Origin of the sequence: Neobacillus niacini (assembly GCF_023715415.1) — a bacterium.
In the GTDB taxonomy this organism is placed as follows: Bacteria; Bacillota; Bacilli; order Bacillales; family Cytobacillaceae; genus Neobacillus; species Neobacillus niacini_C.
Map to the genome: position 1 here is coordinate 586,312 of NZ_JAMBOB010000002.1, position 20,233 is coordinate 606,544.

The window sequence follows — 20,233 nt, forward strand, 5'->3', positions numbered from 1 at the left end:
AATAATTAAATTACTACATTTCAGCGTTTTTACATGAAATAAGGTGGCGGAAAAATGGATAATCAAATAAAATTGGCATTTGAAAAATCAAAATCGGGTGATAAAGATGAGCGTTATGAAGCCTATCAAAATATTTTAAATGCAACTGATCAACAAGTTGATTGGGCTTACGAGGTATGGAATCAACTAATAGAGGACTTAACTCATAAAGATAACCATCAACGCTCTCGTGCAGCACAATATTTAGCCAATCTAGCTAAAAGCGACCCAGAGATGAGAATTATGAAAGATTTCCCAAAATTGTGGGAGGTAACAAAAGATGAAAAGTTTGTTACGGCTAGACATAGTCTTCAATCTATATGGAAAGTCGGAATTGCTGGTACAGCCCAAAAAGAAATGGTTATGGAGTTTATGGTTGAACGCTTTAAAAAATGTGCAGATGAAAAGAATTTTACTTTAATTCGTAATGACATTATTCAAAACATGAAAAATTTATATGACAATTTCAATGATGAGGTTATTAAACAAACGGCTCTGGATTTAATTGATACGGTTGACGACAAAAAATACAAAAAAAAATATATGGATATATGGAAGTAGTTTAACTATTTAATGATTATAAAGCAGAAGATATGAGTGTCTTCAGCTTTATAATTTTTATTCTAGTTGTAATATACTTTTTTAAAATACAGATCTATTTATTGAATAGTAAATGGATACTACTCATGCAACAACTACTTTTTCTCTACTATGCTTAATTTATTATTAATCAACACTTGTCCCATTCAGCTTTATTCTGAGCGCATAATTTATTAGTAAGCCGCCAAGCCAAAATAACCACCTCACAAGAGGCGTTTGCATTGTAATTGCAGACGCCTTTTTTTATTTATAGAAATTGTTTTGTCCTTACCACGATGATAGATGTCCAATCAATCCTTGTCTTTAAAAATATACATAAGGAGAAATAGCTTTTGTCCGATTGGTGGTGAAAAAAATGGGTTGGTTCGGCGGTTATGGATACGGCGGTGGCTATGGCGGCAGCAGCTTTGTATTAATCGTTGTGTTGTTCATTCTTCTAATCATTGTAGGGGCTTCATTTTGCTAAATTGTAAGAGCAAAAGGCAGGACTTCTGAAATGAAAGGAGAATCAATACACATGGGATTTTTTCGTAACGATTTTAGAAGAAGACGGTTTTTCCCCTTTGAATTCTTATTTTTCCCCTTTGTATTTAAAAGAGAAAGAAGACGACGACGGAGATTCTAATGAACAGATGAATTAATCGTATTTTCATGGGCCTACGGGCCTTCTTTTTTTCTAAGGAATCAATCACATACATATTGATAAGGGACTTTATTTGTTCATATGAAGGGATAAAAGCTGGATAAGCCGAATAAGTCATATTGATCATGGTTTTGTTGTATTCTCAAAATAAAAGATTATTACATTAAACAGTGAGGAGAATGGTTGTATGCAAGTTGTAACCAAAATGTATTTAGAACAACTCGATATGCATTTCCATGAGAATGATTGGTTTGCATCTATGGATCAGGCACTTCAGGGAGTCCTCGCAGCTGAGGCAGCATGGACAAGTTCGGGAACCAGCAATTCGATTTGGCAGATTGTCAACCACTTGATATTCTGGAATGAAGACGTAATTCATCGAATAAAGGGCACAGATAATCCGCACAATGCAGAAAACAATGAAGAAACCTTTGGAAATCAGGGCGATCCAGAAGACGAAATTGGGTGGGCCCAGACAGTAGAGCGCCTAAATGAAGTTATGAATAAATTAAAAACGGTCATTGCGGACCTTGACGATGAAAAGTTAAAAGCTCCTTATGCAACGAACAGATATTCTATAGAGCGTTTACTCAGCAATATCATGATGCACGATACGTATCATCTCGGCCAAATTGTTCTGTTGCGGAAATTGCAATCCTCTTGGAGTGGCGTTGATTGGTCCTAAAGCGTAGAAGCAGTATTGAGGGTATGAAGCCCTTTTCATTCTCTATGGATTACGTTTAATGAGTTGTAAAAAAACTGGCCATTATATTAGCAATTCGCAAATGATGAAATAATGCACTTAAACGAAAGGGTGCTTTTCTTTAAGAGCTGCCTGCGAGTACGGCTGGCTTTTTTTTTATTGAATGAAAGGATTAAGTAACCAATAAGATTTGAAATATAATAGGATTTAGTAAACTAGATTAAATGAAGGAGGGGGTGTAAATGATGATTCGAAAAAGAACTTTACATATTCTAAATGGGCAAGCTATGTATAATTTTTTTAAAAGGACAAATTTTCTTGAACAAGAATTGATGGTCCCATTTAACGAGGCTATGTGTTATGGAGAAACGTATAAGGATCTATTTTCAAATGAGTTTATTGAAATACGTGCTATGGTCCACCACGTAACGCCAATGCAATATAGTGAAACTGTACTAAAACCATTGGTGCCACTCTTTAGTGAAAAATTCCCTCATATAGCCTTATGGTTTGATGCTGATATGTTTTGTCAAATCAATATACTAACACTATTAGCTTGGTTAGACCAAGCAGATTATACAGGGACTATTGATCTTAATATAGTCGGTGATCAATTTGTACCTATAAGTCATCTTACATTAAGAGCGAAGGGTTATTATGCTAATTACAAACATGTGTTGATTGATAAAAAGATGCCAGAAAATATCCATCCAGATCCCTTAAAGAAGGGGGTTGAGCTATATTTGAATTACCTTAATAATGACAGTGATCTTATGATGTATATTCTCAAGTATAGAGATGTTCCAGAAGAAGAACTTATGTTAGCATTACTTAAAGAATTTAAACATTATGGGTTAGGAGATACACAATATTTTGAAATTATAAGATCTATTCGCCAAAACGATTAATAAGATTCTATTCTAGTGTAAAATTTAATTTTTCTCCATGCGAATCGAAATCGCTAGTATATTCTACTCACTACCACCGCCATCATCAATCCCGTCTACACTGCCAGCATCACTATCAGAATCGAAATAATCATTTATTTTGTATATAATAGTTGTTTCCTTGTGTTCAAGATAGCTTTGATGTAAAAAGTCTCCTAAGGAAAAACTCTCTAGCACTTGATCCTTGTCCTTTCGAGTGAATAAAAAGATAACTAATATTAATAAGAACAATATAATCATTATTAATAACTTCATAAGTTACACCCCTAATAAGAATACTATTCCCAAGTGTGCAAAAAAGAACTGTGACCACAGGGTTCGTCCTTTCCAAGTTCAAAGTTTTTCTTGTTGTATTAAGGAGCAGGTTAGATCCATATGGGTTATAATGGAAAAAATATAATTGATGTAAGGAGGTAGTAAAATGGTCTCATTTATTATGATTATTTTTGTATTTTTACTTTGTATGTGTATTGGTTCGGGACTGAATATACTCCTTAAAACGACTAAAAAGAGAGATTGGCTTATAACATTCTTAATAAGTTCAGTTTTATCAATAATAATAGTTCCTATATTAAATACATTTTAAATACTTATTATACTTCTGCTGTTACTGCATTAGTTTTAAAGGTTAAAGACTAGGGGGAAAATGTATGGAAAATGAACCAACAGGAATAACTACTATCTTCATAAAAAATACCCCTCTTATTTTTCAAAATATTAATAGTTTTTTGGCTGTGAGTCCAAGAAATTTTTTATAGGTTTTTGAAGTACGTCCACAATGGCTGCGATGATACTTGTTGCCAAGATGCCCATTAGACCTAGAGATATAGGGCCGGCTGCATCATCACCTGTGAATTCAACAAGCACCCTTAAATATACTATTGGTAAAAAAATGAAGAAAATGACAGTAAAAGTGCATTTTTTAATAACCTTTAAAGATTGAAGAGATAACTCAGAAAGAGCATTATTCTTTTCGATATAGGTTAAAAGTTTAAATATTTGATATAACGCCACAGAAAACGTAATACATATTCCATATGCACATACCAAAAGTGGATATAAAGAATAATCACCTGGGCGTTCTATTGCATCTCTTCTGGCTGATTCAGGCAAGAAATATATGCACAAGGCAAGTACTGCAATTCCAACCAGAATAATAATGATTTTCAAGAAAGTGGTAGAACCTCGTTTTACATTCATTTAAGACCCCTCACTTATTTAATGATAATACGAATTTAACATATAGTTTATCGTTTTTCAATAAATTATTATTGTTTTTTTTGCGTTTGATATTTTTATTGAAATATCCTTTTAATTTTAAACAAAAATAAAAAGCATTTCTCTAATTTAGAAATGCCCTTACATAAAAAATGTTAACTTTACTAGCAAAACATTGATTCTTCAAGTAACGGGCAGGATAGTTGAGGATGAAATTTTTATTCAGAAGAATTATTAGGGTGGTAATATATTCTACAACAAAGGAGTGGGAGAAATGATAAAGGGATTATATGAAGCACATTTACCTGTAAAAAATTTAGAAGTGTCTATTGAATTTTACCGAAAATTAGGTTTGAAGTTTGCTTTGCGTGATGAAGAAACAGCGTTCTTTTGGTTAGAGGAAGGTAAAAGTTGGTTAGGTTTGTGGGAAGGGGAGGAGTACCAAACACCTTCCCACCCTTCTTTACGGCATATTGCTTTTCGAGTTACATATCAGGATTTAAAAGAGTCTTTAAAATGGCTTGAATCCAACCAAGTTGAAGCTGTTCCATTTGGAAGAAGAACATCGATTGAACCTTTTATAAGACCCAATCAAGGAAATGCTTCTGTATACTTTGATGATCCAGATGGAAATAGTTTAGAATTGATGTGTTATGTTGAAGTTCCTAGTGAATTAAAACATATTGCGGAAAAGCTGTCATTTGAAGACTGGGAGAATTTAGTCAGTAGTAAATTGAAATAAATGAAAACCCCTTTCTCTTAGATTGTGAAGAATTGCACTTAAACTAACGGGTAGCATTAGTTTAACAAAGAAAGTACTAAAAGTCGGTTCCTTTACAGGAGTTCTAATTTTATATATTGAATTTACTAAGCGTTGTAAATCCGCATTTTCCTAACGCTTCCCCCCTATATGGGGATAAATCTTTCTTCATGTTTAAAAATCAGTAATTAATGGAAAATAAAGAATGGAGGGATGAGTATGAAAGTTCTTATTATTGGTGGAGATGCAGCAGGGATGAGTGCTGCAATGCAAATTGTACGAAACAGTTCTGGGCATGAAATCACTGTTTTAGAAAAAGGTGGAGTGTATTCGTACGGACAATGCGGACTGCCTTATGTGATCAGTGGGAGGATTGAGTCAACAGATAAGTTAATAGCACGTACACAATCTACTTTTAAAGAGAAATATGGGATTGATGCACGAGTATATCATGAAGTCCAAAAGGTAGACACGGAAAATAAACTGGTAAGTGGAATAAACCATAGTAATGGTGAAACGTTTAGCTTTCCGTATGACCGCCTTCTTATTGCAACTGGAGTTGGCCCGATCATTCCAAACTGGGAGGGTGATAAAATTCCAGGTGTTTTCACATTAAAAACAATTCCTGATGCAAAGATAATCATGGAGTATCTTGAGAAAGATATTAAAAATGTGACAGTTATTGGTGGCGGATACATTGGACTCGAAATGGCTGAAAGTTTTGCGGAGCTCGGCAAGAAGGTAACGATTATTGAAAGAAATGAGCAATTAGCAAAAATATTTGATAAAGAAATGGCAGAACTTATCCATGAAGAAGCAGTTAAGCAAAACATTGTGTTAAAAATGGGTGAATCTGTTGAAGCATTTCGTGGTAGTGAGCATGTTGAATATGTGAAAACTGATAAAGGGGAGTATGAGACAGATTTAGTATTAGTCGCTATCGGTGTAAAGCCAAATATTTCATTTTTAGAAGGGACTGGAATTAAAACAAGTGTTCATGGTGCTATTCAAGTAAATGCGTATATGCAAACAAGCATTAAAGATATCTATGCTGCAGGAGATTGTGCAACCCAATATCATCGAGTAAAAGAAATGGATGATCATATCCCATTGGGAACACATGCCAATAAGCAAGGTCAAATTGCTGGATTAAACATGGTGAATATACATAAAACATTCAAAGGTGTGGTAGGGACATCAATTATAAAATTTTTTGATTTAACTTTAGGGAGAACAGGAATAACAGAAACAGAGGCAAAAATGCTGAACATCCCATGTGGTTCTGTAACAATTAAATCAACAGATATCGCTGGATATTATCCTAATCATAAAAAAATGAAATTGAAACTTGTTTATCATAAAGAAACGTATAAAGTTCTTGGCGGGCAAATTATTGGGGAAAATGGGATCGACAAACGAATCGATGTTCTAGCAACTGCAATATTCCATTCGATGACAACTGATGAGCTGCTTGATTTAGATCTTGCGTACGCACCTCCATATAATGGAGTATGGGATCCAATTCAGCAAGCAGCTAGAAGAGTAAGGTAGCATTAATATTAAATATATTATGTACTATCGGGGTTTCATTAAAATAAAACCTTTCTAATATAAACGGGGGCGATTCTTCATAAATAAAGGATCGCTTTTCTTATTAAATCATTATAAACATCACACATCAATCCCTTGAATAAGTATAAAGGAGTTGAAAAAATAGGGGAGTGGAATGATTGGGGATAAGAAAAGCGAAAGTTGACGATTGGAAGCAAATTTCTTTGTTATTAAACCAGTTGGACTATCCAGATGTGGAACCTTTTATTAGAGAAAAAGTTCAAATCCTTCTTAAGGACCCAAATGAGGTGTTATTAGTGTTTGAAGAAGATAAAAGTGTTATTGCTTTAATTTCGGTTCATTTTATACCTCAATTAGCTGTAAAAGGAGATTTCGCAAGAATAAGCTATTTTGTAGTTGGTAAAGACAATAGTAGTAGGGGGATAGGAAGTAAGATTGAAGAATATTGTACGGATTTAGCCATAAAAAGAAATTGCGATAGAATCGAAGTGCATTGCCATTCAAGGAGAAGAGAAGCACATAGGTTTTATATGCGGCAAGGGTTTACGGAATCCCCAAAATACTTTATTAAAATGTTACCTCAATCATTCTAATATCCTAATTCTTTCTTCAACTAACAGGTGCGATTGTAAATGATATAACGATCATACAGTCATGGTTACTTTTAAATATTATAAATATTAATAATCTTCAAAAAAGCGAATAAGGTAAAACAGTATATGCTTGAAGGGGGAGTCTAATTGAAATACTTTAGAAAATGGATAAATCAGACGCTCAATCATTTTCCCCGAAAAAAATTGACTCTCGTTATGGGAGCTCAATACGAACCGCAAACATTTGGACAACCAGTTGAACGAAACCAAACTTCATTACAAGTACTATAAATGCAGAAAAATACTTTCGTCCCTCCTGCCTCCCTATAAAAATACCCTTGTCAAGAGCAGCAAATTTTTTGATCCCTATTATGAAAAAAGCTACAAAGAAATTAAACTCCCTGCAACACTTACCCGGACTCCTGATGAAACGGTTTTAAACTACTTTAGTATTTTAAGAGAGGCAGAAAACCTCAGTCAAATCCAGTTGGGTGGGTGCGGAACTGTGGGAATGGCAAAGCTGCCCTATCCAATTGCGTATAACTTTTTTACTAAAGAATATCACAAAAGGGTTTCCTATAATGAATATCTTCAATCTTTTGCTGGCATTGGGCATCTAAATTTAATTAAGATGAACAGACTTCCTGATGAAAAAGACATTGTTCCTTATTTCATTGAGCTAGAAAGCATCGAAGGTTCATCAAAAGGTGTCACCTATTTTGCTTATTACTACGGATATATCCAATTAAAAAAAGTTCAAAACCAGTATAAAATTGACCAGATGAAATTGTACGGAGAGGACTTCCTATGTGCGCCCTATCACTTATGGCAGCATGATGCGGAAGCAGTCGTTGGAATTATGTATGGAGAATGGTGCAAATTGATAAAAAAACAGATGCCAGTTAAACAAGAAGGATACGTCAAAACCATTGATTATATTGGTAATGATGGAGCGGATTATCGGTTTATCTTTTATCAGTTAACAAATGATACAGATGTATTAATTTCTCAATATAAAAAGGGTTCTGAAGGAAAATGGAAACACATAAGAATTGATCCTTACAAATGTCTGAAAAACTAAGCGCATCGTAAATATACTCAAGCCTTTACTCTATGCACAAAAAATGGCTTTCATTTAAACGGAAGCTCTTTTTTCTATGTGAAATATAATACTTAAACTAAAAGGTGGCATTGGTCAAATATTACTTTTTGAAAATTCTATAATTTGTTATGATGTACTTTGTAAGTAAAGTAATTAAAGTATACAGAGGAGTGCTTAAAAATATGGAATACATATCGCTTAATAATGGGTTAAAAATGCCAATTGTAGGTACAGGTACAAATACTTATGGAAAAGAAAATAACGAGTATAACGGGGCGTTAACAAATGAAATTCCTGAACTCGTAACAGCACTTGAGTTGGGTTACCGTTCAATCGACGCAGCCATCATGTATCGAAACGAAGAACTTGTCGGAAGAGGTTTAGCAGAAAGCACAGTGCCTCGAGAAGAGTTATTCATTACGACAAAAGTTCCAGGCAACGAAGAATATATCTCTTCAAAGAAAGCTACTCGAGCAGCTATCGATAACAGTCTAAAAAACTTCCAAACAGACTATCTCGACCTGCTTCTTATTCACTTCCCAATCGAAGACAAAGGACAACTTAAAAACACTTGGGAAGTCTTTGAAGAATATTACGAAGCGGGCAAACTAAAAGCAATCGGCGTTTCAAACTTTGGAAAAAATCATCTAGATGAATTGAAAGAATTCGCTAAAGTGAAGCCAGCTGTAAATCAAATACAAGTTAACCTAAAAGAACCTAACAAAGATCTCCTTGCCGTGTTAAAAGACGAGGGCATTACACCTGTTGCATGGGGACCTATGAAAGCCGAAGCCCATCAAGCAGAAGTTTTGGATGAAATCGGTAAAACCTATAAAAAATCTGGTGCACAAGTCTTATTAAAATACCAAATCGGGCGCGGTGTAATCGTTATTCCTAAATCTCACAACCGTGAAAATCAAGCATCTAATATAGATCTTTTCGATTTCGTATTATCTGCAGAGGATATAGAAAAAATTGAAAACTTATAATTAGTTAGTCCTTCATCCTAGCGATATAAATAACACCGCTAGGATTTTTATTTTTTCAAAACTCGATATTTCTGAATGTACATTTCCTTGAATAGGAAGGTCCATGATAAAGGGACAGTACCTGCATTTTTAGGTACAATCCCTTTTTATTATTTCTTTAACCCAGCAGCAAAGAGGGGACCATTAAATGTTATGGTCGATAAAATACGAGCCATTTCATGAGGGGTTTCTTTCATATCACTATTCAACCATTGCTGAATGTGAGAAGGATCGTATATAAAAATGCTCGGAGTCATGATAGGCTCCAAGCATTTTTTCTTGAGAATTCACTTAATATTTTGCCTGCGAATCGTAGAAGTCCGCTCGTCCGCCCGTATAGGTAAAGCATAGACATTTATAAATAATATGTAGACCGGAAACAGCAAGGAAGACCCAAAAATTAAGAGATTAAATCTAGGAAAAAGAGTCACTCCTGTATTAAGAGGAACGAAGACAGTGAAAAAGTAGAATAACACAATGAAATAAGGGACCCACAGAATAAGAGTCCAAAGATGGTGTTTTCTACCGGACATCCACTTTTTTGTTAAGCTAAAAAAGATAAGGGTTGAAAGAAGAAGTCCAATCACATTAATAACAGCAATGACAATGTAAACATGGTCCCATTGAAAGCCATATACTTGACTAATATGAGAAACATTAATAATGAGTTGGATAGCAATAAACAACGCCAATGCGTATAAGGCACTAATAGTATTTAACTTTAAAAAAAACTTCATCATATCCTCCGTCATTCAGGTAATCTCGTAATCCATTATACATCTTCTTAATGGAAATGGGTCTGAATTCGCATTTTACACCCTATACATGCAAATCGAGTTGGGGGAAAATACTCGATCAGAAAGTGGGCATCTTGTTAATTGGAGTCAATTTACGTAGATGTACCTATATGCAAGGAGTCGAGGAATGGTTTGATATACCAGGTCGGATGACATGCAATCACCAAACCCTTTACACCATATTACCGGATAAAAGGATAAAAAGTGCCTGGCACCTTCAAGAGACAATGATTAAAAAAATCAATGTCTCTTTATATTGTAGGAATTTTTTACCTCTAAAATATGTTATGATAGGAATATATGTTCGTAATATGTGGATTATACATATTAATGGAGGTAACTAATGGAGAAAATAAGCTATCCGAAAGTATGGAATTTGGATAAGATTTTTATGGGTGGAGGCAAATCAAGTGAATTTTTAGATCATATTAATCGATTAGAAGTTCTTGTGCTTGAACTAGAAGGTAGTGTTACTTCATTTATTACCCCACTTACAACAAATGAAGTAATCAAAGTGGTCCATTTAATAGAAAACATCGGTAACATTCGCTTGTACGTATCGCAAGCTACTTCGTTTATCACTTGTCTGCTTGCACAAAATCCAAAGGATCAAGATGCTGCTATTTTACGAGGCAAGATTGCTCAAATAGAATCTCGTTTTGAAAAAGAATTATCGAAAGTAAATATGATATTTACATATACAAAGGAAGATGTTTGGAAAAGTTTACTAGAGACCGAAGAACTAGAAGAATATAGATTTATTCTAAACGAGTGGCGTGAAAATGCAGATAAGAATTTATCTGAAGAGGAACTCAGTTTAATCTCTGATTTAATGGTTGATGGATACCATGCTTGGGGGCAACTCTATCATGATCTAGTAAGTAGGATTAACGTAAAAATTCTTATTAATGGAAAAGAAGAAAATTTATCAGTTGGTCAAGCCATTAACTTGCGGTCGCACCCTAATGAAGAAGTCCGTAGGGAAGCTCATTATGTATTAGAATCTATATGGAAAGAGAAAGAAGAAGTATTTAGTAAAATAATCAATCATATTGCTGGCTTTCGTATACAGGTAAATAACCAACGCGGGATAAAAAGTGTACTAGAAGATCCTTTGAAAAAGAACAGAATGCAGGAAGAAACGCTGCATACGATGTGGAAAGTAATCAGTAAATATAAACAACCATTCTCAAATTACTTGAAGCGAAAAGCCGAAATGATTGGCGGATCTAGTATGAAGGCTTATAATTTTTGGGCTCCCGTTACAACAAGTAAGCAAGAGATAAAATTCGAGGAAGCTGCTACATTTATTACAGAACATTTTAGTCAGTTTGGAACACAATTAGAATGCTTCGTTAAGAAAGCTTTTTATGAAGGATGGATTGAAGCAGAAGATCGTCCAAATAAGTCCGCTATTCCGTTTTGTGCTAGTTTTCCACTCACAGGAGAATCAAGAGTTTTTATGACATTCAATGGTACTTTTACAAATGTATTAACGCTTGTTCATGAGCTGGGACACGCTTTTCATAATCATGCTATGAAGTCTGTAAATGGGTTGAATAAGCGTTATCCCTTAAGTATTGCTGAAACGGCTTCCACTTTCTCTGAAATGATTCTTTTTGATGCAGCTATGAAAAAGGCAAATTCAATAGAAGAAAAAATATTTATTCTGGATGAAAAATTAAAACGCAGTGTAATGAACTTTATGAATATTCATTCGAGGTTCTTATTCGAGCAGAGATTTTACAAGGAACGTAAAAGAGGTATTGTTTCAGCTCATCGACTAAATCAGTTAATTGAAGAATCAATAAATGAAGCATATGCTGGTTCCCTTGAACAACCATCAATATATTCGTGGGTTTGGACGCCACACTACTATATTACACAATCGCCTTTTTATAATTTCCCATATACTTTTGGGTATTTATTTGCATTGGGTATTTACGCAAAGGCAAAGGAGAAAGGAAAAGACTTTGAGAAAGATTATTTAGCCTTACTTCGTGATTCAGGAAGTATGACTGTGGAAAATTTGGTTATGAAACATTTAGGAGAAGATATTACTTCAGAGGAATTCTGGAAAAAAGGAATCGAATTATGCGTAAGAGATGCAGAGGAATTCCTTAAACTAACTTCTTCTTAAATTGTTGGATGAGAAAAAGTTGCATTAATCACAGGGGATAAGCAGAGGTATAGGTTTAGAAACTGCTCATTATCCCATAAATAAAAGCGAGGCTGTAAATTAAATGAAAGGTGATTTAAAGAAAGAAAGCTTATTTTCCTGCCGGTATTTATGAGGAAAGTCACTTATATAATAACGTGAAAAGGTGAGATAAATGTTAATCCAATGTACGAAATCCTTGCTTGATCAGCTTGGAATAAAGAATAGTGAGTTGTATTCTCCAGAAGGACATGAGCAGTTCCCAAATAGCTTCATGGCATGGCATGCTAATCTTGTCAGTATTGATAGAAAAAAAGCGATTGTTCTGATGAATAATGAAACAAGGTATTCGATTGTTATCTACAGACCAAGTAAAAAGGATTTTTCAAAAATAAATGAATGTATTCGGGAGGCAATCATTACGGCTTTCCGAATGGAAGGTGTCCGTAAAGAAGTCATTGAAGCATATCTGGAAAAAGCGGGTGAAATGAAATTTTCGAAAACGGCAAGTAGAAGTATGCTAGGAAAGCTGAATAATGCAGTGCGTGAAATTGAATTTACTCAAGAATATTTAGATGAAAAGATCAGAATTCAACGATATATTAGCATTGTAACCGGTAGATTTATTCAATTGTCAGGAAACGATCCAGGGTTCTATCCGATAGAAAAAATGCTCAAATGCCTCAGCCTTATTTATGGTAAGGAGGATCATGAAGGTGTGGAAGATGTTCTTGAAATCGACCTGTATCAACTGAACATAAAAATCAATCTAGTGGGTCATGGAATTTGGCGACGGGTTTTAGTGCCTTCTACATATTCCTTTAGACATCTACATAATATTATTCAAACCGTTTTTGATTGGCATGACGCTCATTTACATGAATTCGTTGTGGAAAGAGCGGGAAAAAAGGACCTCAAAATTGTAATGGATGAGGACCCAGAGAAAATGGAATATATGAATTTTGATGCATTTGAGATTCGTCAGGAGCAATTTGTTGGCCTTGAAGAAATTTTTCCAACCTATGGTGAAGTCGTATATGAATACGACTTTGGAGATTCCTGGGAACATACGATCACATTGGAAAACGTCCTAAAATCAAATGAGTTTCGTCCAACATTTGTAGAAGGAATCGGAGAGAGACCCCCTGAAGATGTAGGAGGAGAGGGGGGATATGAGGATTACCTGCGAATTATGGCAGATGTAAACGATCCAGAACATGAGGATATGAAAGAATGGGCTGAAAATCTGAAGGAAAGAAACATAAGCCAGGAAAAGATTAATCATAGACTTAAACAAGTAATCAAAGGCTATCATTATTCGCATTTTTTGTGATTTGATTGAGGATTTACATATCGGAATCAGTCAGTAGACCATTTCGTAATTAGCGCACATTGTTTGATAAAAAATTGCGGCCAATCCAGGTAGTTCGCTTGTAAACAAGTGAACTATTTTTTTTGGAGTTAATTGGAAGAATTATGATATCCTTTTTAAAAAGGGGGAATTTAATTTGAAAGGAAGCATGATCAAATTTATCGCAACCGCTTTATTCACTATACTTCTATTAATATTAGTTGGATGTACCGAAAAAAAGGAAACGATAACTAAAGATGAGAATATAAAGACCATTGAAGCTGTATTACAGAATAGCCTTACAGGTCCAAGTGATGAATTGAAACGAATATTGGATAATGAAAGTGAAGAAAAGTTTGAAGCGTTAAATCAATATGAAGAAAAGATATTTAAAGCTTATTTTGCAAATGAAATGTCCTACAGAGATTTCGTTAATAACTACGGTTCGCGGGTAATGATTCAACCAAATAGTGATTATTACAATTTTAAGATAAAGAACATTGAATATGAAGAAGTAGACTCAAACGATAGCGTTTATAATTTCTCAGTAGAGTTGCAGTTCCAAAAAGAAGGCAGCGAAAAATTAGAAACTGGGCTCGTAACTGGGCAAGCGAATTTAACGGAAGAGCACAAAATAGAAGGAATGGTAATTCGTACGAAAGATTTTTGGAGTTCAATGAGTAAGGAAATGAAAGAAATTAGAGATATATATGTAAGAGATGGGAAAGTGTTATTGATGGTTGCCCCAGACCCATCTCTTTCAGCAGGAAAACCTTATGGATACCTATTTAGTTTCATGGCACCTATTGGGACTTTTAAAGGGAAAGAATTAGCTATTTATGCTTACCACATAGAAACTGGAGAAAAAATTACAGGATTGGCCCCAGAAATTATAAATGAGCCGTCGACTAGCTATTCCACTTTAGATCGCTTCACTGCTACCTTTGCAGTTCCAAAAAGCGGCTTGTGGCGTTATGAAGTGGTAGTAGATGGTGAATTTTATGCTGATGTTGTTTTAGCGGTTAAAGAATAAAGAGTGTAGTTGGAAAAGGAGCAACTGAGCAAATTCAGATGCTCTTTTATATGCTTTTTTTACAGTTAAATGATGTTCTGATTAGTTACTAATTACATTGTTTATTTGAGTTTTCTCCCCTATATCTGAACATGTTAGATTGTGTGACATGCTTCTTTTATATAGATTACAGTATAAAGACTATAGAATCTGTTACAAATAAGAAGGACTATTTACTTTGATCAATTGATGATGCAAAACCGACTCCACAAGCAATACCGTTTCAAAGGTCGACTGGTAATCTACTGCTTCCGTTTCCTTATGTTCATTTTTGTAACCCGCCGATAGATTGACTGAAGGGATGCCGTACTCTGCAAAAACCATCGCATCACTAATACCGCCTGCAGTGACTTTCCAATCATCCATTTCAACTAATGTGCCTGCCTTTTCAAATAATCTGCCATACTCTTCTGGACAAAAGTGTACATAGTTGCTCCACGACGTTACAATATCACGATTTCCACGGCGGTCAATCACAATCGCAGCGTCAACATCTTCAATAAAATCCTGGTCAATGGCGCGAGATCCAAGGCAGCCAATTTCTTCTTCCACGGTAAAAGCCACTTTCAACGTTCCTCTAAAATTCGTCTTTTTTACTCTTGATAGAATTTCGAGAATCGCCGCAACTCCCGCACGGTCATCTGCGCCAAGAATTCCTTCAGAGCTCCTAAGAACGGAATTTTCTTCGATAATTTCTCTTCCTTCCACGATTTCTTCCACGGTATCCAAATGAGCGGAGAGAAGAACAGTGGGACCATCTCCAAGTTCCACGAACCCGAGAAGATTGCCTTTCCGGTCGATAAAGGTGTGATTGAGAAGCGAGGTCAATTTATTTCGCACCCTTGAACGAAATTTACTTTCATCGGTGCTAGCACCTGGTACATTTAAGCACTCTATCAGCAATCTTTTAAAATGATTGGCCTGAAGATCCTTTAGGGAACTAGGATTCTTCCAGACTTGATAAAGATTTTCAGCGAAATCAAGTAACAGTAACTGACCTTTCTTAGGATAGGCTACTCGGATATTTTTACCTTCAATTCTGATTCGTAGACTTGGTGGTATGGCTGCCTTCAATAGTTCAAGTTGTTTTCCATTCGGGTATTTCTTTAGAAAAATTCTTGCCTCACATCGACCATGTCCGTCACAGCTGCCGAATGTATAAATACCAAGTTCGTTCAGCCAGCGGATTACTCCACGGATATAGGGATCAAAATCCGTAATAGGCAAATCGCCAAGGACGGGATCAATCAGCATACCTCGCCCAGGGGAATCGATGGTTTTAGCAGATTCCTGCAGGAGGGAAATAAAATCCTCATCGGTAATCCCATCACCAACTTCATGAAACCATTGTTCTGTATCCATTAGTAGTTTGCCAGCATTGCAACCTTCACCATGAATGGAACGCTTCAAATCCTCTTTTTGCAATCCGTGTCTCGCCAATAAAATTTCTTTGTTTTTCATACCAATCATCTCCTCTTTGTTTATAATCGGATTATAGCAAGGCAGTTGTGACTGACTGTCACAGTATGAAAAAAAGGAACTTGACAAAGGTAAAGGGAATTTTTCATGAAAGGTGGAAGGTTAGATGAGGGAACGTAGTGATGAGATCCATCCAATGATGGAAGAAAAACGATTACAAGAATTACTGGTTGCGGCGAGAAAGCAAAGAGATAAAACCCTTGAGAAGGAAATAACTAGGAAACTGGTTACGTTATATGTTTATCAGGGGGAGTATTTTAAAATGGGGGATAAGCCCGACACAAAAATAGCAAGAAGATATTTAGAAAAAGCACAACAAATGCAAAAATACCACCCAGTTGCAAATTATCGCTTGGGCTATCTTTATTATCGAAACAGGGAATTTACGAAAGCCGTTTCCTTTTTTGAAAGAGCATTGGACGGTTCCTTGGATGAGGAATTAAATGATACCCAAAGAATGCTTGCAAACATGTTTCTCGTCAATTGCGGTATCAAAATAGCAAAAGAAGCCATTCAGGAGATTAACGATATAGAGGGTAATGTTTATACGGAACTCGAAATGGAAAGAATCGAGCAGTATAAAAATGAAATCCTCGTGCTGGATGAAGAAATCTTTAATAAAATGTTCTACCGAAAAATTGAAAATGGAAAAGAAGAAAAGATTGGAGAATATGTATTTATAAACTTCAAACCTGAAAAAAACCAAGTGCTGTTAAAAAAATCCGATCACGGAATGGAAATTCATTTTCAAGATTTCGAACCAATCTCGCTAAATCCAAAAGCTTTTTATACCACTTATGGAATCGTAACAGCAAGAAGTAGTAGGACTTATAGAGAGTTACAGGAAATAGCTTCGAATGGATGCGGACAAGAGGTAAGTGATGATTATCTTCGTCAGATTATCCGCAGATTATCAAGAGACCTTCCTTACTGGGGACAAATTGTAGAAACAACCTCTATCGTACATCCTGAAACACGTAGGACAATAGCAGCGATTAAGCTGGCAGATAAGTATTCGGCTTGTGTTCTATGTCGGGTGGAGGATTTTTTGCCTGATTAGACGGGTGGATAAGATTAATTCAACATCTGTGAATACATTTTCGTCTAGTTCGACACCGACCACCGGTATTTTTTAGGTAAAAACGAGTTAAAGGAATAAGTAAATGCCTTAAAGTGTTGGGTTAATGAAGATGATAAAATATTTATTAAATAGATTCAAAGTTTTTCAAATGAGGAGTTTTATGAGTGAGAAGTAAGAAACGAGGTCATTTCTGCAAAGGATGTGGGGGTTTTCTGCCTAATGAAAAATTTAGCGGAAGAGGTCACCGTGAACATTTGTGTAAAGAGTGTAAAAAAGCAGGTAAATTAGTAAGTACTGAGTCAAATTCGGATTATAATCGAAATTTCCACCTTCTCTCCAAAGCTATTAGAAACTGTATGATCGTTTATATGGAGTATGAAAGTTTTTTTCTATTTGAATATCAAAATTCACGATATATTATTGGGGATGATCTTAGCTCCGACATCTATGTGTATCAGGGAGATAAAGAGCAAAAGTTCCTTGTCTCAGAAAAATTACAAAAGAGTGAAGTCGTAATGGAAGTTTTATGCAAAAAATACTACGATACAATGGATAACGGCCATAGTTTTGATTATGAAGAATTGAAATACGATGAATTTGTAGAAATATCAAAAAAACGCAGACAGCACCTGGAAGTAATATCATCTATTCAACATTTTAAGTAATTGAAGAAAAACCGGAGGAAGAATATGGAGGTTGAAACGAGAACCTTACATTTAAGATTTAATTTATTAAATTTACTTGAAGGGAAAAAAGAGTATATGAAGGTGAAGCTTGAAAATATAATTGAAGGAATAGAAATGCAATCGGATGAAAACCAATCGTACCTTAATATAGATACTGGGGAAATCGTTTGTGTCTCACAAATGGCGCTAACAATTGCTGAAGATGGAGAGGACTATGAACACTTATCTGAATGGGAACGAGATGAAGTGAAGCTAGCCTTGGATATAGTAGACAATTTTGGAAAGTTTGCTGCGTTTCCATCTCAATATGATATTAATGAGTATGATATGATGGAAAGTTTTTGTTATAGAGTAACAGATATTAATATGCAGAATGCATTACTCAAATCAATTCGTGGAAAGGGAGCATTCAGACGATTTAAGGATCATATCAATCGTTTAGGAATCACTGAGAAATGGTATGATTACCGAGATATGAAATATAAGGAAATAGCTAAGGGATTTTGTGAAACGAATGGTATTGACTATAGCAAATGAATGCTTATAATCGTGAATAAATATAGCTAAAGGGGCAGTGATATGTTTATACTATCACTGCTTTTATTAATTTAGGAATGTGATTTTAGCGGTGGTACAATATTGCTCAATCGTCTTTTTATAATTTCCCATATACTTTTGGGTATTTACTTGCATTTAGGATTGATGCCCAAGTCAAAGGAGAAAGGGAAGATTTTGAGAAGGATTATTTGACCTTACTATGTGATCCAGGATTGTATGACTATGAAAAAATTTAGTTATGAAACATATAGGAGAAGATACTACTAAAAAGGGATTTATTAAACTATGGATGACTACCCCGAGACGATGGATATGAGATTAGACAGGAGCGATTTAAACGAATTCAATTCAAAATCCACCCAAAATGCATAAAACGTCTTCAAAAGTCTTTTTTGAAGGCGTTTTTTGACGTTTCGCCCTAATAATGCCTTCAAAAGTAGAATAGGGCAGTTCGATTTACTTAGCCAATCTCGTTACTGTAGAAGTGTTGGTCGTGACTTTCACGTAAAGATCTCACGAAGGAAAACGAAACACGGTGATGAGAGGGAGTTATTTAGCATGAGTATAAAATCGGGTAATACGGAAGAGTTTAAACAGTTCTCGCAATTTAGTTCCCTTCAGGAATTTAATCAGCATACAGAAATGTGGTTATTAGAACACAAGCATGATTTTACTAAGGGAGAGCTGGTCGGATTAAAAAGGCTCGTGCGATTTGCCGCCAAAGTTCCCGGCGTATGCAATGCCAAAATCGGAACCATCCTAAAAGCCATTCACGCACAATATGATGATAATGGCATATCAAGGTCTACCTTTAAACGCATGATTTTGAAAGCAAAGGAATTCGGGATCATTACAGTCTTTGAAACAGAAAGAAAAAACGGTTCGCAGTCTAGTAATTTATACCAGTTTAATCGTTTTCCATCGAATGAACTACCCAAAGAGGAAAAAATGAACCACCAATATAAAACTAGTAATCTTTTAAAAACTAATAATCAAAAGATAAATAAACGTTACGAGGAACCGTCAACATTAGATTACTCCTATGTTAGCAGCATAGTCCCACAGCCCTTTGTCCAGCTGGTAAAATACTCTTTCTCCGATGCTAAAACCATTGAAGAATATTGGCAAATGGTGCAAATTATTGCTTTTCGCTTTGAGTGTACGAATGACACAGAAGATATACTAGACATCTCTATCCAGGCCTTTAAACAACTGATAGGTAAAATAAAAAGGACCCATCTTGTAAAAGTTCCAATTGCCTACTTTTATGGAATTTTAAACAACAAATTCATGACATTCTATTTGGAAAAGGTATCTGCATTGGGGACTACAACGCCTATATCCCTTTCTTTTATAGATGGCATAGATCCAGACTGGGATTGGGTGCAGCCAATGGAAAACCAAGTTTTCGATAGAGTGAATGCTCCGTTCTAAAATATGAGGAAAAATCTGACTTTATTTTCTTGAAATTGACCTGTATCAACTGAACATAAAAATCAATCAAGAGGGTCATGAAGTTTGGCGACGTGTTTTAGTGCCTTCGACTTATTCGTTTAAACATCTCCATAATATTATTCACACCGTTTTTGATTGGCATGACGCTCATTTACATAAATTCGTTGTGGAAAGAGTGGGTAAAAAGAATCTCTAAATTGTAATGGATGATGACCCAAAGAAAATGGAATAGATGAATTTTGATACATTTGAGATTCGTCAGGAGCGATTTGTTGCCCTTGAAGAAATCTTTCAAACCTTTGGTGAAGTCGAAAACTTGGATAGTGTCCAAAGCGACGGTTCTCATGGTACAAATTAGACAAAAAGGACCGCGAGAACCGTCCCCACGGTC

The 20,233-nt window shown here is 35.2% G+C and carries 23 protein-coding genes and 1 pseudogene; 19 read left to right on the forward strand and 5 right to left on the reverse strand.

Going from position 1 to position 20,233, the window contains the following annotated elements:
- Positions 1-54 precede the first annotated feature (54 nt).
- The 4 genes from M3189_RS06280 to M3189_RS06295 all read left to right on the forward strand — a co-directional run bounded on the left by M3189_RS06280 (position 55) and on the right by M3189_RS06295 (position 2,893).
- Complete coding sequence (locus M3189_RS06280) at positions 55-600, forward strand: hypothetical protein (protein ID WP_251632910.1); 546 nt, start codon at positions 55-57, stop codon at positions 598-600.
- Between the two features lie 394 nt (positions 601-994).
- Positions 995-1,105 carry a YjcZ family sporulation protein gene (locus M3189_RS06285; protein ID WP_251632911.1) on the forward strand — a complete coding sequence of 37 codons (111 nt, stop codon included), beginning with the start codon at positions 995-997 and terminating at the stop codon, positions 1,103-1,105.
- A gap of 364 nt (positions 1,106-1,469) precedes the next feature.
- Positions 1,470-1,967, forward strand: a complete 498-nt coding sequence (locus M3189_RS06290) for a DinB family protein (RefSeq protein WP_251632912.1) — start codon at positions 1,470-1,472, stop codon at positions 1,965-1,967.
- 260 nt (positions 1,968-2,227) lie between these two features.
- Complete coding sequence (locus M3189_RS06295) at positions 2,228-2,893, forward strand: hypothetical protein (protein ID WP_251632913.1); 666 nt, start codon at positions 2,228-2,230, stop codon at positions 2,891-2,893.
- 63 nt (positions 2,894-2,956) lie between these two features.
- Here M3189_RS06295 and M3189_RS06300 read toward each other — a convergent pair whose 3' ends face one another.
- Positions 2,957-3,187: a hypothetical protein gene (locus M3189_RS06300; protein ID WP_251632914.1), complete on the reverse strand. Its 231-nt coding sequence runs from the start codon at positions 3,185-3,187 to the stop codon at positions 2,957-2,959.
- A gap of 462 nt (positions 3,188-3,649) precedes the next feature.
- Entirely contained in the window at positions 3,650-4,132 is a 483-nt protein-coding gene (locus M3189_RS06305) for a DUF2975 domain-containing protein (protein ID WP_251632915.1), read from the reverse strand.
- A gap of 292 nt (positions 4,133-4,424) precedes the next feature.
- Here M3189_RS06305 and M3189_RS06310 point away from each other — a divergent pair, with 292 nt between their 5' ends.
- The 5 genes from M3189_RS06310 (at position 4,425) to M3189_RS06330 (ending at position 9,166) form a co-directional block, all read left to right on the forward strand.
- The gene (locus tag M3189_RS06310; RefSeq protein WP_251632916.1) at positions 4,425-4,892 is read left to right on the forward strand and encodes a VOC family protein; all 468 of its coding nucleotides are present in this window, start codon (positions 4,425-4,427) and stop codon (positions 4,890-4,892) included.
- A 237-nt stretch (positions 4,893-5,129) separates the two neighbouring features.
- Entirely contained in the window at positions 5,130-6,461 is a 1,332-nt protein-coding gene (locus M3189_RS06315) for a CoA-disulfide reductase (RefSeq protein WP_251632917.1), read from the forward strand.
- A gap of 179 nt (positions 6,462-6,640) precedes the next feature.
- Entirely contained in the window at positions 6,641-7,075 is a 435-nt protein-coding gene (locus tag M3189_RS06320) for a GNAT family N-acetyltransferase (protein ID WP_251632918.1), read from the forward strand.
- Positions 7,076-7,331: 256 nt separating this feature from the next.
- The gene (locus M3189_RS06325) at positions 7,332-8,156 is read left to right on the forward strand and encodes a hypothetical protein (RefSeq protein WP_251632919.1); all 825 of its coding nucleotides are present in this window, start codon (positions 7,332-7,334) and stop codon (positions 8,154-8,156) included.
- Positions 8,157-8,359: 203 nt separating this feature from the next.
- A complete protein-coding gene (locus M3189_RS06330; RefSeq protein ID WP_251632920.1) occupies positions 8,360-9,166 on the forward strand; it encodes an aldo/keto reductase in 807 nt (268 codons plus the stop codon).
- A gap of 149 nt (positions 9,167-9,315) precedes the next feature.
- Here the strand turns inward: M3189_RS06330 and M3189_RS06335 are convergent.
- Positions 9,316-9,426: pseudogene (locus tag M3189_RS06335) on the reverse strand (TetR-like C-terminal domain-containing protein); the annotation flags it as partial.
- A gap of 66 nt (positions 9,427-9,492) precedes the next feature.
- Entirely contained in the window at positions 9,493-9,942 is a 450-nt protein-coding gene (locus tag M3189_RS06340) for a hypothetical protein (RefSeq protein ID WP_251632921.1), read from the reverse strand.
- Positions 9,943-9,998: 56 nt separating this feature from the next.
- Here M3189_RS06340 and M3189_RS26865 point away from each other — a divergent pair, with 56 nt between their 5' ends.
- The 4 genes from M3189_RS26865 to M3189_RS06360 all read left to right on the forward strand — a co-directional run bounded on the left by M3189_RS26865 (position 9,999) and on the right by M3189_RS06360 (position 14,544).
- A complete protein-coding gene (locus M3189_RS26865) occupies positions 9,999-10,346 on the forward strand; it encodes an AAC(3) family N-acetyltransferase (protein ID WP_435368058.1) in 348 nt (115 codons plus the stop codon).
- Positions 10,346-12,142 carry a M3 family oligoendopeptidase gene (locus M3189_RS06350; RefSeq protein WP_251632922.1) on the forward strand — a complete coding sequence of 599 codons (1,797 nt, stop codon included), beginning with the start codon at positions 10,346-10,348 and terminating at the stop codon, positions 12,140-12,142. Before M3189_RS26865 ends, M3189_RS06350 begins: the two co-directional genes overlap by 1 nt.
- Before the next feature lie 193 nt (positions 12,143-12,335).
- A complete protein-coding gene (locus tag M3189_RS06355) occupies positions 12,336-13,493 on the forward strand; it encodes a plasmid pRiA4b ORF-3 family protein (RefSeq protein WP_251632923.1) in 1,158 nt (385 codons plus the stop codon).
- A gap of 175 nt (positions 13,494-13,668) precedes the next feature.
- Positions 13,669-14,544: a hypothetical protein gene (locus tag M3189_RS06360; RefSeq protein WP_251632924.1), complete on the forward strand. Its 876-nt coding sequence runs from the start codon at positions 13,669-13,671 to the stop codon at positions 14,542-14,544.
- Between the two features lie 192 nt (positions 14,545-14,736).
- On the opposite strand, the gene M3189_RS06365 is transcribed toward M3189_RS06360, so the two are convergent.
- Entirely contained in the window at positions 14,737-16,044 is a 1,308-nt protein-coding gene (locus M3189_RS06365; protein WP_251632925.1) for a M20/M25/M40 family metallo-hydrolase, read from the reverse strand.
- A 124-nt stretch (positions 16,045-16,168) separates the two neighbouring features.
- Between M3189_RS06365 and M3189_RS06370 the strand changes: the two genes are divergently transcribed.
- From M3189_RS06370 to M3189_RS26870, 6 genes are all read left to right on the forward strand, one after another.
- A complete protein-coding gene (locus tag M3189_RS06370; protein WP_251632926.1) occupies positions 16,169-17,122 on the forward strand; it encodes a tetratricopeptide repeat protein in 954 nt (317 codons plus the stop codon).
- A gap of 185 nt (positions 17,123-17,307) precedes the next feature.
- A complete protein-coding gene (locus tag M3189_RS06375; RefSeq protein ID WP_251632927.1) occupies positions 17,308-17,808 on the forward strand; it encodes a hypothetical protein in 501 nt (166 codons plus the stop codon).
- Positions 17,809-17,832: 24 nt separating this feature from the next.
- Positions 17,833-18,366 (forward strand): UPF0158 family protein, encoded by a 534-nt coding sequence (locus tag M3189_RS06380; RefSeq protein ID WP_251632928.1) that lies wholly within the window; start codon positions 17,833-17,835, stop codon positions 18,364-18,366.
- 579 nt (positions 18,367-18,945) lie between these two features.
- Positions 18,946-19,821 carry a hypothetical protein gene (locus tag M3189_RS06385; protein ID WP_251632929.1) on the forward strand — a complete coding sequence of 292 codons (876 nt, stop codon included), beginning with the start codon at positions 18,946-18,948 and terminating at the stop codon, positions 19,819-19,821.
- Positions 19,822-19,870: 49 nt separating this feature from the next.
- Complete coding sequence (locus M3189_RS27095; RefSeq protein ID WP_353057400.1) at positions 19,871-20,038, forward strand: IS1096 element passenger TnpR family protein; 168 nt, start codon at positions 19,871-19,873, stop codon at positions 20,036-20,038.
- 36 nt (positions 20,039-20,074) lie between these two features.
- Positions 20,075-20,200 carry a hypothetical protein gene (locus M3189_RS26870; protein WP_285889419.1) on the forward strand — a complete coding sequence of 42 codons (126 nt, stop codon included), beginning with the start codon at positions 20,075-20,077 and terminating at the stop codon, positions 20,198-20,200.
- Positions 20,201-20,233 lie beyond the last annotated feature (33 nt).